Raw genomic sequence first — 13425 nt, forward strand, 5'->3', positions numbered from 1 at the left:
CTTTGCTGCCATGAATGTAAAGAAAATGGCAACTTGGACTTGGCAACCTGCTAGAGTGTGAGCCAAACTAGTTGATTGGAGTGGAGGGCGCTTGACTCCTGGGGGATTAGCAGGACAGGTGTGATCCCGCAGGAGCGTTAGCGACGAGGAAGCTCACCGCCTGCCCCCCGGAAAGCAAGTGCCTGGAGCGGAAATCAACGTATTTTAACCGCAATCCTATCCAAAAATGACAAAAGACATCGAGAGGGAGGCCTCTCGATGTCTTTTGTCGACAATCTGAATCAGCCCTTAAGTTTTTAAGGGCTGATTTTTTTAATTATAATTTTTATATTTGTCAGGTTCAGCTTGAATTTGATTGAGCATTACATCAATCAATTCAGCAGGAAACCTTACTGATTTATCTTCACTTTCTTGGGAAAAGTCAATAAAGTACATGTCTTCATCTGTCCTTATCCCTTTCACTTCAACCCTATGATCATTTTCTAGGATGTTACGGAACATAATTTCCGTTTCTATTGCAGCTGTGTCATCAGGACGGGCATCACAGACAACCTTGATTGTCAACCAGTTATACAAAGCATCCTGAAGTGATTTCATTGGCTATCTCCCATCGTTTGTTCCTTTTTATGTGAACGCAATCGGATTTTATAAATACCAAGAAAGATGGCTGCAACTAGTAAACCTTCAGCTATCGGAAGGAATACTCCAAGGAAGGTCAGTAACGTACAACCGAAAAATAATGAAACATAGATAATGATATTCTTTCCAATCGAGAGCTTTTTGGCAAATCCAAGGTAGTACACTAATGCTGATAGCAATACGATTGTGAAATACAAGTACCACATGCCTCTTTCGGGATTCTCGTGAACCTTGAACAAGGAAGCAAAAAAGGACATGCTTTCCATTACACCATCCATTGTTCTCCCCACCCTTTAAATGGATTAGTTCATTTCAGCGTATTTCTTTTTCTTAGCAATACGCTCACGCTCGTTCTTATCAAGGATTTTCTTACGAAGACGGATTGATTCCGGTGTTACTTCGCAATACTCATCGTCATTCAAGTATTCAAGTGCTTCTTCTAAAGACATTAAACGTGGTTTTTTCATCGTTGTCGTTTGGTCTTTATTCGCTGAACGCATATTCGTCATTTGTTTAACTTTCGTTACGTTAACTGTAAGGTCGTTTTCACGATTATGTTCCCCAACAATCATTCCTTCGTAAACTTCAGTACCTGGTTCGATGAAAATGACACCGCGATCTTCAATACCCATTAAGCCGTATTGAGATGCTTTTCCGTTTTCCATAGAAACAAGGACACCTTGTCTACGTCCACCTACTTGGCCTGCAGCCATTGGCTGATAGCTGTCAAATGAATGGTTTAGGATACCATAGCCTCTTGTAAGAGTTAAGAATTCTGTTGAATATCCGATTAATCCACGAGCTGGAACAAGGAAAATCAAACGAACCTGTCCACTTCCGTTATTAATCATATCAACCATTTCACCTTTACGTGCTCCAATGGATTCCATGATCGCACCTGTGTGTTCTTCTGGAACGTCAATTTGCACACGTTCAATCGGCTCACAACGTACTCCATCGATTTCACGAACGATAACCTCAGGTTTAGATACTTGAAGTTCAAATCCTTCACGACGCATATTTTCAATTAGGATTGATAAGTGAAGTTCCCCACGTCCTGAAACAATCCATACATCCGGAGAATCAGTTTCTTCAACACGTAAACTTACGTCCGTTTGTAATTGCAAACGTAAACGTTCGTCAATTTTACGAGCTGTAACCCATTTTCCTTCACGGCCAGCAAATGGACTGTTATTTACTAGGAACGTCATTTGAAGAGTCGGCTCATCGATACGAAGAACTGGTAGTGCTTCTTGGTGTTCGATTGGAGTAACAGTCTCCCCAACGTTAATGTCTTCCATACCGGAAACTGCAATCAAATCTCCAGCTACTGCTTCTTCAATTTCAACACGTTTTAATCCAATGAAACCGAAGATTTTAGTTACACGGAATGATTTTACACTTCCATCAAGTTTCATTAAGGCAACTTGTTGTCCAACTTTCATCGTCCCACGGAATACACGTCCGATTCCGATACGACCAACATAATCGTTATAATCAAGTAATGCAACTTGGAATTGAAGCGGCTCTTCACGATTATCGACTGGAGCTGGAATATGCTCAACAATCGCTTCGAATAAAGGTGCCATTGTTTCTTCTTGATCTGCTGGATCTGGGCTAGTAGAAGCTGTTCCATTGATACCAGAAGCATAAATGACAGGGAATTCAAGTTGTTCTTCAGTAGCATCAAGCTCGATGAATAAATCAATTACTTCATCAACTACTTCTTCTGGTCTTGCAAAATCACGGTCAATTTTGTTTACAACAACGATTGGCGTGATTTTTTGCTCTAATGCTTTTTTCAACACGAAACGCGTTTGAGGCATACAGCCTTCATAAGCATCTACAACAAGTAAAACACCGTCAACCATTTTCATGATACGTTCAACCTCACCACCAAAATCGGCATGTCCAGGTGTATCCAAAATATTAACGCGTGTATCTTTATATTGAACAGCAGTGTTTTTAGCGAGAATAGTGATACCACGTTCTCTCTCTAAATCGTTTGAGTCCATGGCTCTTTCAGCTACTTGCTCGTTTGCACGGAAAGTACCTGATTGTTTAAGCAATTGGTCAACCAATGTTGTTTTACCATGGTCAACGTGGGCAATGATCGCAATATTGCGAATGTCTGTACGAAAATTCAAGCATTTTCACTCCTAAAATGTTTTTCCTTGCGATTAACTTACATATTATATCATAATCATTGTAGAAACGAACAATCATTTTATGTACAATGATTAAATGGGGTGATTAATCATGAACGGAAAAGGTATTTTCCTATTTCTTGCATTATTGGCTGCAGCATGTATGATGCTTGCTGGCGTTGCAATTGGGGAAAGAAGTATTATTGGTTTATTACTATCATTACTTGCGTTAGTAGGTGTAATGGGTTTTGGATTTGCCACAAAAAGTAAATATCGCAGAGAAGGGAAGCTGTAATATATAAGCTTCCCCTTTTTTTACGTATTTATATTTTGATTAGAATCTAATATATGTTCCTGAAGGATTTTTTCATGAAGGCCAGGTTTGGAGACAAATACTGAACTTTTCCCTAATAAATCTAATTTATTTCCAAATAGATCCGTAGTCTTACCGCCCAACTCTTCAATTAATATGATTCCGGCTGCGAAATCCCAAGGTGCGAGCCTCATCGTAATGTAAGCATCTACCCTTCCTGCAGCAACACTCGCTAATTCAATCGCCGCAGAACCGTACGAACGAGTTCCTCTAACCCGCTTTACTAGGGACTGTAATTTATGAGGTTCTAAATGTCTATTAGAAGCGACCCATGATGCATTGATGGCTATGATGCTTTCCTCTATCGTTACGGGTTCTAAAGGTGCTAGTTCAATCTCATTCAGATAGACTCCCTTTCCTTTAATGGCATGATAGAGCTCGTCATGCACCACATCATATATCAATCCTATTTTACCAATACCCTCTTCGAAAATGCCGATAGATATTGCAAAGTTCCGCTGCTGATGGATGAAATTTAACGTTCCATCTATAGGATCAATGATCCAAACAACTCCCTTCATATCAGCAATATCATGTCCACTTCCTTCTTCACCTAAAATGCGATGATCTGGGAAAGTTTCACGGATTTTACTATAGAAGAATTGCTCAGTCCATTTATCCATATTCGTAACTAAATCATTTGGATTAGTTTTAATTTCAATCTTTAATTTTTCCTCGAATGAATCCTTTAGCTTTTTACCAGCGAAACTAATCCATTCTTTTGCCAATCTATCTATTTCTGCCCAATTTGTTCCGGTCACATTTGTCCCCCCATAAATATCCAATATATTCGATTATTATCCCAAAAAGGACTTTTATTATTAAAAGATTAACGAAGAAACTAAATTAGAGCAACTTTGAAGACTTATGGGGGGCAACAATCAATAGTTCAATTTAACAAAAGTGAATGTCACATATGACCACCGATTCAATTAGTGAGCTAAATAAAAAGACGGGTTTACGTTTTGAAAAACGAAATTCCCGTCAGATAAATCCTATATAAAATAGTATTTCTTCTATGTTCATTTTAGATTTTTATCTCCTTGAACTCTCACTATTATAGTGCTTGCAGCCTTAAAAGTTCTTGACGGATTCTTTCTAGCTTTTGTTTGCAACGAGTTTTCTTTTTCTCATCGTTTTCCGTCATCGCTTCAAATAATGTAGATAATTCATAATCCATTTCCATCCTCAATACTGCGGTACGATGTCTTTCAACTTCCTTAGCTTTTAATGCTTGGTTCATGACTTGTTTCATAACTCGGCACTCCTTCCAAAAAAATAAATGGGTTTAATTTACTTAATATTCTGACTTTATTTAATATATCTTATGGTTTCCGATAGGATTCTGCAACTAATTTGTGTAAAAATCTATGAGGAAGTATTTTACAATGATACGGGTATTATCCTTGCGTTTCCTTTTAAAGAAATTTCTTAATATGATAATATGTTTACACAGACAACGCAGGAGGTACAAAAATGAAATTTTCTGGTTTTACCGCTACGGATTTCAACGTATTTAAAATCAATGGATTAGAGCCACGTATGGATGCACTTATTGATAGAATTCGCCCAAAATTGGAATGGTTAGGCAATCATTTTTCTGAAGAATTATCTATCATGTTAGGGCAAGAAATGTATCCTCATATTGCTAAGCATGCAAGAAGAACTGTTAATCCGCCAAACGATACGTGGGTAGCTTTTTCAAGTAACCGTAGAGGCTATAAAATGGTCCCCCACTTTCAAATAGGATTATGGGAAACTCATCTTTTTGTATGGTATGCTGTCATATACGAAGCCCCTATGAAGACTGAAATTGGACAAGCCCTCAAAACAAATATAGAAAGCATCCAACAAATTATCCCATCTAATTTTGTATGGTCTATAGATCATATGAAGCCTGATGCTACAATGCACTCAGAATTAAAAATAGAGGATTTCGCTTCCATGTTCGAACGTTTGCAAACGGTGAAAAAATCAGAAATTCTTTGTGGAATCCAAATCCCTAGAGATAAAGCAGTTGAAATGTCTGGTAATGAATTAGTAAATGTGATTCATGATGTATTTGTACAATTATTACCCCTGTATAAGATGAACTAAACCATATTATATAGAAGCAATAATTGTTGAAATAAAATAAATGCCTGTCCACACCTTATGATATAGTACCTCTAAAGTAGACACATAAATAAACCTGACTTAACATCCCGTGATAAGATTAGGTTTATAGTCTACTTTGGAGGTTTTTTGTATGGAAAAAGAATTTAAAAATAAATGTTTTACTTATTCTTATGATTTAAAGAAGAGGGCAGTTGAGCTTTATTTTGAGGGAACTCCCAGGAGGGAGATTTCAGAACACCTTGGCATAAAGAATGAACGTATAGTAAATGAGTGGGTATTAAAAGTAGAGAGATTTGGTTGGGAAGGTATTAAAGATCATCGAGGTCTTAAAAAAGGAATCAATAAAGGACGTCCTCCAAAACAAAAATTATCATTGGAAGAAGAAAACAAGCGTCTAAAAGCAGAAAACCTTTACTTAAAAAAGTTAATAGAACAGAAAAGGGGGTGTTAACTAAGCAGGAGGATTTTGCCTTTGTGGCCACTTTTGAGGATCAAATTCCAGTGACACTGTTAATAGAGTTTACAAATGTATCACGATCAGGATTCTACAGGTGGAAGAACGAAACAGGCAAACGTGTTCGTGATTTTAAGGATGAAGATTTATTTCATTTAATTCTCGAGATTTTTCAAGCTTCTCGAGGGACCTATGGGAAAAAACGAATAAAGGCAGCTCTGCTTAGACAACATGGACTCATTGTGAATCATAAATGCATTTCACGGATTATGCGTAAATACGGATTAGTTTGTAAAATTCGTCAAAAACGATTTAAGCGTCCTATACAACCTCATGGAACAATAAAAAATATATTAAATCGAAAATTTAATGCCCAGAGACCTGGAATGAAGTTTTGTATAGATATAACCTACGTTGAAGTTAAAAAGCCTATTAAACGTTGGGCTTATGTATGTGCAGTTAAAGACTTATTTAATAATGAAATTGTTGCATACACGGTAGGACCACACCAAGGGATGAGTTTGGTGCTGGATTCACTTAATCAATTAAAAGAAAAAGGATTCGAAAAAGGAGCCATCCTTCATAGTGACCAAGGCTTCCAGTTTACGAATCCCACATACATTAAAAGACTAGAAAGATACGGATTGACACAATCCATGTCCCGCAGAGGCAACTGCTGGGATAACGCATGTATTGAGAACTTCTTTGGACACCTCAAATGTGAGATGCCTTTCTTTGGTTCACCACAAACCTTAGAGGAAGTTCAAACAAGCGTATCTGACTATATGATTTATTATAACGAAGAACGGATCCAAAATAAATACGGCATGAGTCCGCTTGAATATCGGATTCATGCCGCATAAGCGTCATTGTTTTTTCAATGTCTACTTTACAGGTACACGTTCACTTATTGTAGACAGGCATTTATTTTACATTTTGATTTTTTGACCAGGTTCAGATTCTTTTGCTATTTGCACAACCCGATACGTAGAATACCCACTTACTTCTTCAAATTCTCCACAAACCTGTTTTTCTTGTGCCTTACTAGGAACGATTTCTTTAAATCTTCTGTATAGATTCATTAATTGATCTCGTTCTATCCCTTTTTCATAAGCTTTTTCAATCGCTTCAAAAAAAGAAATAACATCTACTACTTCTTCAGTAGACCAATCCAAATCTAAAGGATACTGATAATCCATTGCACACTCTCCTGATGTTAGAATACAAATATATTAGTTGCTTGTATTAATTTGACCATTTAAAACGGATATCTTCCGCTTGTTTAATAATTCTTTGAATTAATTCCTGAACAGGAGGAGCATCGTGAATAAGCCCCATTACCTGACCTGCCCAACCGAAGCCTTCTGCTTGATTACCTTCATGGATAAATTTCATATTGGCTTTTCCGCTAATGTAGTCTTTTAAACCTTCGTATCCTACATTGTTTTGTTCTAATTCTAATATTTTTGATGCCCAACCATTTGATATAACACGTGCTGGAGCGCCGATTGAGCGTTTAATCACCACTGTATCACTTTCAGAACCTTTTATTAATGCATCTTTATATGATTGATGAGCATGCACACATTCTTCTGTAGCAACGAATCTTGTCCCCATTTCAATTCCTTCCGCTCCAAGAGAAAGGGCAGCCATAAGCCCTCTGCCATCTCCGATCCCACCAGATGCAATTACGGGAATTGAAACAGCCTCTACCACTTGAGGTACCAGAACCATAGTTCCTATATCATCCCTACCTAAATGTCCACCGCCTTCTTGGCCAACAACCATGACTGCATCCGCACCAAGTTCTTCTGCTTTTTGGGCTTGTCTTTTGGCTGCAACAAGCACCAATTTTTTCACTGAAGTACCTTCAAACATTTTAAAGAAAGGAGCAGGATTTCCACCTGTAACAGAAACAATTTGTATATCTTCTTCCAGTGCTACTTCCACGAAATGTTCAAAGGGTCTACCATGCTGACCAATGGCGAAATTCACACCGAACGGTTTGTCCGTAAGATTCTTAACTTTTCGGATTTCCTCCCTTAATAGTTCCGGTGATTGTAGTGACATAGCAGTAATTTGACCTAGTGCTCCTGCATTTGAAACGGCAGCTGCTAAATCAGAGTATGCTAAATGAGCCAGACCTCCTTGGATAATAGGATATTGAATTCCTAACATCTTGGTTACTTTTGTTTCCCATTTCATACTTCCCTCTCCCATCTCTTACACTTCATAGATATAGTGTATAGAATTTTCAGATAAACAACCAGTATTTAGCTGAATTTCCTTCAAAACACTTAACAAAAATGGGCAGAAAAAGTTTAGTAGAATCTCTATGCAAAGTTATATATAAGTGTTATAATTCTTTTGTTTTATGACAAAAAATGAGATTTATTTCTTTAATAACTAAAATTGAACTCCATTTAAAAGAGGTGTTAGAAAAATTGTCACAGCATGAAACACCCCTGTTTACAGGCTTATTAGAACACGCAAAAAGAAATCCAGTCCAATTCCATATTCCAGGACATAAAAAAGGAAAAGGAATGGACCCGGAATTTCGTGAATTTATAGGTGAAAATGCATTATCGATTGATTTGATTAACATTGCTCCACTTGATGACCTTCATCAACCTAAAGGTATGATAAAAAAAGCACAAGATTTAGCGGCAAAAGCTTTCGGTGCAGATCACACATTCTTTACGGTTCAAGGCACAAGTGGTGCAATCATGACAATGGTCATGGCGGTTTGTGGTCCTGGCGATAAAATCATTGTACCAAGAAATGTGCATAAATCAGTCATGTCAGCCATCGTTTTTTCTGGTGCTGTTCCAGTCTTTATTCATCCAGAGGTGGATAAGAATCTCGGTATCTCTCACGGTATAACTACGGATGCTGTAGAAAAGGCATTAAAGCAACATCCTGATGCTAAGGGCTTATTAGTTATCAACCCTACTTATTTTGGTATCAGTGCTGATTTAAAAAAAATCGTGGAAATTGCCCATTCATATAATGTTCCTGTACTTGTAGATGAAGCACATGGCGTTCACATTCATTTCCATGATGAACTTCCCATGTCTGCTATGCAGGCAGGTGCTGACATGGCTGCCACTAGTGTTCATAAATTAGGAGGTTCATTAACCCAAAGTTCCATCCTGAATGTTAGAGAAGGCTTAGTTTCACATAAGCGTGTTCAATCGATTCTAAGTATGTTAACAACGACTTCAACTTCCTATATTTTGTTAGCTTCATTAGATGTTGCAAGAAAACGCTTGGCGATTGAAGGGAAAGAATTAGCAGAACATGCAATCCAACTAGCAAACTACATCCGTAATGAAGTGAATAGTATAGAAGATTTGTATTGTGTTGGGAAAGAAATTCTTGGAAGCAAAGCTACCTTTGATTATGATCCAACCAAATTAATAATTTCTATTAAAGACTTAGGGATTACTGGTTTTGACGCTGAAAAATGGCTTCGCGAAAAACATAATATTGAAGTTGAAATGAGTGACCTTTACAATATTCTTTGCTTGATCACTCCAGGGGATTCTAAGACGGAAGCGGACAAATTAATCGCTGCTTTAAAGGATTTATCTGTTGAGTTTCATTCATACAAAGCAGATCATGAGTTAGACTTGAAGGTCCTTCTTCCGACCATTCCTCACTTAGCATTGTCACCACGTGATGCTTTTTATGCTGATACGGAATTAGTTCCTTTCCACGAATCTGCTGGAAGAATCATTGCTGAATTCATTATGGTCTACCCTCCTGGAATCCCAATTTTCATACCTGGAGAAATTATCACACAGGATAATCTAGACTATATTCAAAAGAATATGGAGGCTGGATTACCAGTCCAAGGACCTGAAGACTGCGATTTCAAATACTTGAGAGTTATCAAGGAACATATAGCTATTCTATAAACAAAAATCCCGCCATTTCTGGCGGGATTTTTCGGTTATTTATTTTTCATCTGAACCTGGATGACATTCATCACACTTCGAATACAGAACTGACACTTTTTCATCCTCAAAAGATTCAATTGTACCATTGCAAGTTTGACAAATAATAGTTCCCATCATTCAGACTCCTTTAGTTTGTATTATTGAAAGCGGTTTCTTTCCTTGATTTAATAATAATATAACACATTAAAACTTTCAATAGTAAATTGTATGTAACATTTAGCCAAATGTTTGTACTTTTATAATGTGTTTCTTATTTATATTGACATAAATATATGTATTAAAGAAAAAAACAGAACAAAGATCTCACTGTATATTTTATTTGATTAGTCTGTCTTTTTTTATAATAGAATGCTAGAATGAAAACGATAACAATATGGTAAACAATTACACCTAAGAAAAGTATGGAAAAAAGTTCATTTTGAAAATAAAGGGGGAGAGTTTTCATGACTGAAAATGCTTATATTAAGTTAGTTCCCAACTCTGTAAAAGAAATCATTTCTACTGAAGAATTAAAAGATTTATTGATTACATATAAGGCAACTGCCACCAAGACGGGACATCAATTAGGATGGGATTACGGGGAGCATGCGTTTCCCTATGAAATAAAAGAAACCTCAGATGGAAAAGGCCGATGGTTTTATCTCGAATCAAAAACCGATCGATATAATGTTATACTATTAGGCATTGATCAAGAAAAAGTAATAGATGATGAATCCAATGAGCGAATTCAAACATACATACAAGTTACGTTAGACCAATCATCTACTTTTGGAGATAAAGGGAAAGCAAACGAGCTATGTAAATACCTCTCAAAGAAATTAAATGGAGAGTTACATTTGTTTAACGGACGAATCATATATGACTACAAAAGATAACGAATTAACTAAACAGTAAAAAGCTTGCCATTTTCGGCAAGCTTTTTCATTGTATAACAGTGTCTATAAGCTCTGGATTTATGATTTCATATCCCTTTGTCTGTAATCCTTTTACAATGGCAACTAGGGCTTCCTTCGTCCATGGTCGATCATGCATTAACAAGTTGGCTCCATCCGTCAAATATGGACTATTAACCATTATGTTAGAAAGTTCATGTGGATTTTGATACTTTTTTTCCCAATCATATCCATAAGTCCAGTTCATTAATAGCATCTTCTCTTGCTTTACAAGCTGTCTTGAAATTTCAGTGTTTACACCAAAAGGAGCTCTGAAGAATGTAGGCTTTTCCCCTATAATCTTTTCAATTTCAAGGTTTAGGCTGAGTATTTCCATTTTTTGTTGTTGGGGTGTTAACTCGCTTAACTTTGAATGAGAATAAGTATGATTCCCAATCACAAAACCTAAATCGTGGATTTGTTTTAGAGTTTGTTTTTCTTCTTCTGACTCAATAAAATGTCCATTTACAAAAAAGATTGCATTTACTCCTAACGAATGGAGAATTTTAGCCATTTCTAAACCATTTTTATCTGGAGCATCATCAATGGTTAACAAGACCACTTTCCGGTTTCCCTCGTTAATAGGTTCAATCGTCCAATTCGCTTCGTTTAACTTGTACAATTTTTCAAGTTTCGGAATTACAACATCTTCTTTTTTAGTTGTTTCAGATGTTTCAGTTGTTTTAGTTGTTTCAGATGTTTCAGCTACCTCATTTGAACTTTCTTTGTTTTCCTCATTACTATAAACTTGTTCACGTTCTGTTTTTTCCACTTTTTTTGTTTCTACAGAGTCTTCTGAACAAGCTGATAAACTTAAAACTAGTAATATAAGAAGAAAATTTTTCAAATTCATTTCACACCAGCTTCCTAATCTATGTTGCAATTACTAATTATATTATAACGGATGAATGGTCATTAGGCTCAAGTATCTTTCTACTATCCGATTTAGTTCACCCATTGATTCATTATGAAATGGAAAATGGTATAAATGCTTAAACTAATAAAAGTTATAATCGCGGTTTTGGCATTCGTTTGTATGATTTTTTTTCCAATCCAAATTGCAATATTAAAGAATACAATGAACATTACTACTTTAAAGATAATTCGATCATGTTGTGATAACCATTCCGCTAACGTATATCCACTCCAAACCATAATTTGAAGTAAAAAAACGATGTAACTTTTCATGACAAATCACTCCATATCACAGATTACTCATTTTACAAATTGTGTCTTTTTTTTCTAAACAGATAGCTATATTTCATTTACTTAACAAGTTGTTAACATGTCCTATTTGATGTAGTTTACGTGATAAAATCCCAATAACGAGACTTAAGAAAAGGAGTAATCATATATGAGAAGAATTCATCCAATTGCCATTTTATTTTTTTCAATGTGTTCTTTGATCCTCTCTTCTTTTAGTTCCCTTTCAGAGTCTAGTTCTGCTGCATTGCCAACAACAGAAGAAAAACAATTACTTTTTATCACTAGTAAAGATAAATATATGCTCGAAAATGAATACTATGATGCACTGATCGAACTTAAAGACAAGGTCCCAAATGAGACCAATCAAATGATTGTTATTGAGGCAGATTCAAAGGAATTTAATGAAACTAGCCCCATCGTTAATCATATTCAGGCTCCAGCTATCGCAATTATCGAAAAAGGAAAAATAAAACTTATAATACAAGGAATTCAAGTTGAAAAGGAAGAGATTGTTCAACAAGTATATCGGAATTTGAAGGGACAACACTAGATTATAGAAAAGTAACCTGATTTCCATTCTTCCTTTACATAGATGAAAAGAGTCATTTACTAATGGAGAAAATTTATTCGGCAATTTATTAAACAAAAACAAAGGTACTCCAAGATTCTTGGAGTACCTTTGTTTTTGTTTTATTTTACGATGTGAATTGGATTTCCTAAAGCAACTTCTGCTGCTTCCATCGTGATTTCACCTAATGTTGGGTGAGCATGGATTGTCATTGCGATATCTTCAGCAGTCATGCCTGCTTCAATTGCCAAACCGATCTCAGCGATCATATCTGATGCTCCTGGACCTGCAATTTGACCACCGATAACTAAGCCATCTTCTTTACGAGTGATTAGCTTCATGAATCCGTCTGTGTTGTTCAATGCTAATGCACGACCATTTGCAGCAAACGGGAATTTAGCCGCTTTCACTTCGATGCCCTCTTCTTTTGCTTGTTGTTCTGTATAACCGACAGAAGCTAGTTCTGGGTCAGAGAATACAACTGCTGGAATTGCCATATAATCGATCTCAGATGGGTGACCAGCGATAGCTTCAGCTGCAATTTTACCTTCGTAGGAAGCTTTATGAGCCAAAGGAGGTCCTGACACGATATCACCGATAGCAAAGATGTTTTTAACACTTGTACGGCATTGCTTATCTGTCTCGATTAAGCCACGCTCAGCCATCTTAACACCGATTTGATCCAGGCCTAATTCATCTGTATTAGGACGACGACCAACTGTAACTAGTACATAATCCGCTTCTACTTTCACTTCTTCACCTTTAGCCTCATATGTTACAGTTACGCCTGTTTCAGTTTCAACAACGCCTTTAGCCATCGCCTTCGTAACGATTTCAGCGCCTTTTTTCTTAAGATTCTTCTTAACTAATTGAGACATTTGCTTTTCGAAACCACCAAGGATTTCATCTGTACCTTCAAGGATCGTAACCTTAGTACCGAAGTTAGCATATGCTCCACCAAGCTCCGTTCCGATGTATCCTCCACCAATTACAACCATTGATTTAGGGATTTCATTCAGATTGATA

At 36.6% G+C, this 13425-nt stretch carries 18 protein-coding genes; 7 read left to right on the forward strand and 11 right to left on the reverse strand.

From position 1 onward, the window contains the following. Nucleotides 1-312: 312 nt before the first annotated feature. From DBX25_RS05840 to typA, 3 genes are read right to left on the reverse strand one after another with little or no spacing between them, the layout of a single operon-like run. Nucleotides 313-597, reverse strand: coding sequence for a hypothetical protein (locus DBX25_RS05840; protein WP_108669838.1), 285 nt, complete (start codon nt 595-597; stop codon nt 313-315). Then, nucleotides 594-917, reverse strand: a complete 324-nt coding sequence (locus tag DBX25_RS05845; RefSeq protein WP_108669839.1) for a YlaH-like family protein — start codon at nt 915-917, stop codon at nt 594-596. The genes DBX25_RS05840 and DBX25_RS05845 overlap by 4 nt, the downstream gene beginning before the upstream one ends. A gap of 24 nt (nt 918-941) precedes the next feature. Further along, on the reverse strand, nt 942-2786 hold the full coding sequence (gene typA / locus DBX25_RS05850; RefSeq protein ID WP_108669840.1) for a translational GTPase TypA: 1845 nt from the start codon (nt 2784-2786) through the stop codon (nt 942-944). Nucleotides 2787-2898: 112 nt separating this feature from the next. Between typA and DBX25_RS05855 the strand changes: the two genes are divergently transcribed. Then, the gene (locus DBX25_RS05855) at nt 2899-3081 is read left to right on the forward strand and encodes a DUF5325 family protein (protein ID WP_108669841.1); all 183 of its coding nucleotides are present in this window, start codon (nt 2899-2901) and stop codon (nt 3079-3081) included. Nucleotides 3082-3101: 20 nt separating this feature from the next. Here DBX25_RS05855 and DBX25_RS05860 read toward each other — a convergent pair whose 3' ends face one another. Then, nucleotides 3102-3920 carry an inositol monophosphatase family protein gene (locus DBX25_RS05860; RefSeq protein WP_108669842.1) on the reverse strand — a complete coding sequence of 273 codons (819 nt, stop codon included), beginning with the start codon at nt 3918-3920 and terminating at the stop codon, nt 3102-3104. Between the two features lie 296 nt (nt 3921-4216). Beyond that, nucleotides 4217-4414, reverse strand: a complete 198-nt coding sequence (locus DBX25_RS05865; protein WP_108669843.1) for a hypothetical protein — start codon at nt 4412-4414, stop codon at nt 4217-4219. 221 nt (nt 4415-4635) lie between these two features. Between DBX25_RS05865 and DBX25_RS05870 the strand changes: the two genes are divergently transcribed. From DBX25_RS05870 to DBX25_RS05880, 3 genes are all read left to right on the forward strand, one after another. After that, nucleotides 4636-5256, forward strand: coding sequence for a YktB family protein (locus tag DBX25_RS05870; protein WP_108669844.1), 621 nt, complete (start codon nt 4636-4638; stop codon nt 5254-5256). A 151-nt stretch (nt 5257-5407) separates the two neighbouring features. Beyond that, the gene (locus DBX25_RS05875; protein ID WP_108669845.1) at nt 5408-5728 is read left to right on the forward strand and encodes a helix-turn-helix domain-containing protein; all 321 of its coding nucleotides are present in this window, start codon (nt 5408-5410) and stop codon (nt 5726-5728) included. Then, the gene (locus tag DBX25_RS05880) at nt 5722-6594 is read left to right on the forward strand and encodes an IS3 family transposase (protein WP_240620171.1); all 873 of its coding nucleotides are present in this window, start codon (nt 5722-5724) and stop codon (nt 6592-6594) included. The genes DBX25_RS05875 and DBX25_RS05880 overlap by 7 nt, the downstream gene beginning before the upstream one ends. Before the next feature lie 66 nt (nt 6595-6660). Here DBX25_RS05880 and DBX25_RS05885 read toward each other — a convergent pair whose 3' ends face one another. Beyond that, entirely contained in the window at nt 6661-6930 is a 270-nt protein-coding gene (locus tag DBX25_RS05885) for a UPF0223 family protein (RefSeq protein ID WP_108669847.1), read from the reverse strand. A gap of 46 nt (nt 6931-6976) precedes the next feature. Continuing rightward, nucleotides 6977-7936 (reverse strand): NAD(P)H-dependent flavin oxidoreductase, encoded by a 960-nt coding sequence (locus DBX25_RS05890; protein WP_108669848.1) that lies wholly within the window; start codon nt 7934-7936, stop codon nt 6977-6979. A 239-nt stretch (nt 7937-8175) separates the two neighbouring features. On the opposite strand from DBX25_RS05890, the gene DBX25_RS05895 reads away from it, so the two are divergent. Beyond that, complete coding sequence (locus DBX25_RS05895; RefSeq protein WP_108669849.1) at nt 8176-9651, forward strand: aminotransferase class I/II-fold pyridoxal phosphate-dependent enzyme; 1476 nt, start codon at nt 8176-8178, stop codon at nt 9649-9651. A gap of 39 nt (nt 9652-9690) precedes the next feature. On the opposite strand, the gene DBX25_RS05900 is transcribed toward DBX25_RS05895, so the two are convergent. Beyond that, nucleotides 9691-9807 carry a GapA-binding peptide SR1P gene (locus tag DBX25_RS05900; protein ID WP_108669850.1) on the reverse strand — a complete coding sequence of 39 codons (117 nt, stop codon included), beginning with the start codon at nt 9805-9807 and terminating at the stop codon, nt 9691-9693. A gap of 329 nt (nt 9808-10136) precedes the next feature. Here DBX25_RS05900 and DBX25_RS05905 point away from each other — a divergent pair, with 329 nt between their 5' ends. Then, the gene (locus DBX25_RS05905; protein WP_108669851.1) at nt 10137-10568 is read left to right on the forward strand and encodes a DUF1885 family protein; all 432 of its coding nucleotides are present in this window, start codon (nt 10137-10139) and stop codon (nt 10566-10568) included. A gap of 46 nt (nt 10569-10614) precedes the next feature. Here the strand turns inward: DBX25_RS05905 and DBX25_RS05910 are convergent, their stop codons facing one another. Both DBX25_RS05910 and DBX25_RS05915 read right to left on the reverse strand, forming a co-directional pair. Next, on the reverse strand, nt 10615-11478 hold the full coding sequence (locus tag DBX25_RS05910) for a polysaccharide deacetylase family protein (protein WP_108669852.1): 864 nt from the start codon (nt 11476-11478) through the stop codon (nt 10615-10617). A 92-nt stretch (nt 11479-11570) separates the two neighbouring features. Beyond that, nucleotides 11571-11813 carry a hypothetical protein gene (locus DBX25_RS05915; RefSeq protein WP_108669853.1) on the reverse strand — a complete coding sequence of 81 codons (243 nt, stop codon included), beginning with the start codon at nt 11811-11813 and terminating at the stop codon, nt 11571-11573. 166 nt (nt 11814-11979) lie between these two features. Between DBX25_RS05915 and DBX25_RS05920 the strand changes: the two genes are divergently transcribed. Further along, complete coding sequence (locus tag DBX25_RS05920; RefSeq protein ID WP_108669854.1) at nt 11980-12381, forward strand: hypothetical protein; 402 nt, start codon at nt 11980-11982, stop codon at nt 12379-12381. A 140-nt stretch (nt 12382-12521) separates the two neighbouring features. On the opposite strand, the gene DBX25_RS21190 is transcribed toward DBX25_RS05920, so the two are convergent. Further along, on the reverse strand, nt 12522-13425 hold a 904-nt coding region (locus DBX25_RS21190; protein ID WP_240620173.1), incomplete at its 5' end, for an FAD-dependent oxidoreductase.

The sequence above is a fragment of the Peribacillus acanthi genome, assembly GCF_003073175.1.
GTDB classification, from domain to species: Bacteria; Bacillota; Bacilli; order Bacillales; family DSM-1321; genus Bacillus_BN; species Bacillus_BN acanthi.

Excerpts from the sequence above, each read along its gene's own strand:
- DBX25_RS05840 (WP_108669838.1), bottom strand. The coding sequence starts at position 597 with ATGAAATCACTTCAGGATGCTTTGTATAACTGGTTGACAATCAAGGTT.
- DBX25_RS05845 (WP_108669839.1), bottom strand. The coding sequence starts at position 917 with ATGGATGGTGTAATGGAAAGCATGTCCTTTTTTGCTTCCTTGTTCAAG.
- DBX25_RS05855 (WP_108669841.1), top strand. The coding sequence starts at position 2,899 with ATGAACGGAAAAGGTATTTTCCTATTTCTTGCATTATTGGCTGCAGCA.
- DBX25_RS05865 (WP_108669843.1), bottom strand. The coding sequence starts at position 4,414 with ATGAAACAAGTCATGAACCAAGCATTAAAAGCTAAGGAAGTTGAAAGA.
- DBX25_RS05870 (WP_108669844.1), top strand. The coding sequence starts at position 4,636 with ATGAAATTTTCTGGTTTTACCGCTACGGATTTCAACGTATTTAAAATC.
- DBX25_RS05875 (WP_108669845.1), top strand. The coding sequence starts at position 5,408 with ATGGAAAAAGAATTTAAAAATAAATGTTTTACTTATTCTTATGATTTA.
- DBX25_RS05885 (WP_108669847.1), bottom strand. The coding sequence starts at position 6,930 with ATGGATTATCAGTATCCTTTAGATTTGGATTGGTCTACTGAAGAAGTA.
- DBX25_RS05890 (WP_108669848.1), bottom strand. The coding sequence starts at position 7,936 with ATGAAATGGGAAACAAAAGTAACCAAGATGTTAGGAATTCAATATCCT.
- DBX25_RS05900 (WP_108669850.1), bottom strand. The coding sequence starts at position 9,807 with ATGGGAACTATTATTTGTCAAACTTGCAATGGTACAATTGAATCTTTT.
- DBX25_RS05905 (WP_108669851.1), top strand. The coding sequence starts at position 10,137 with ATGACTGAAAATGCTTATATTAAGTTAGTTCCCAACTCTGTAAAAGAA.
- DBX25_RS05910 (WP_108669852.1), bottom strand. The coding sequence starts at position 11,478 with ATGAATTTGAAAAATTTTCTTCTTATATTACTAGTTTTAAGTTTATCA.
- DBX25_RS05915 (WP_108669853.1), bottom strand. The coding sequence starts at position 11,813 with ATGAAAAGTTACATCGTTTTTTTACTTCAAATTATGGTTTGGAGTGGA.
- DBX25_RS05920 (WP_108669854.1), top strand. The coding sequence starts at position 11,980 with ATGAGAAGAATTCATCCAATTGCCATTTTATTTTTTTCAATGTGTTCT.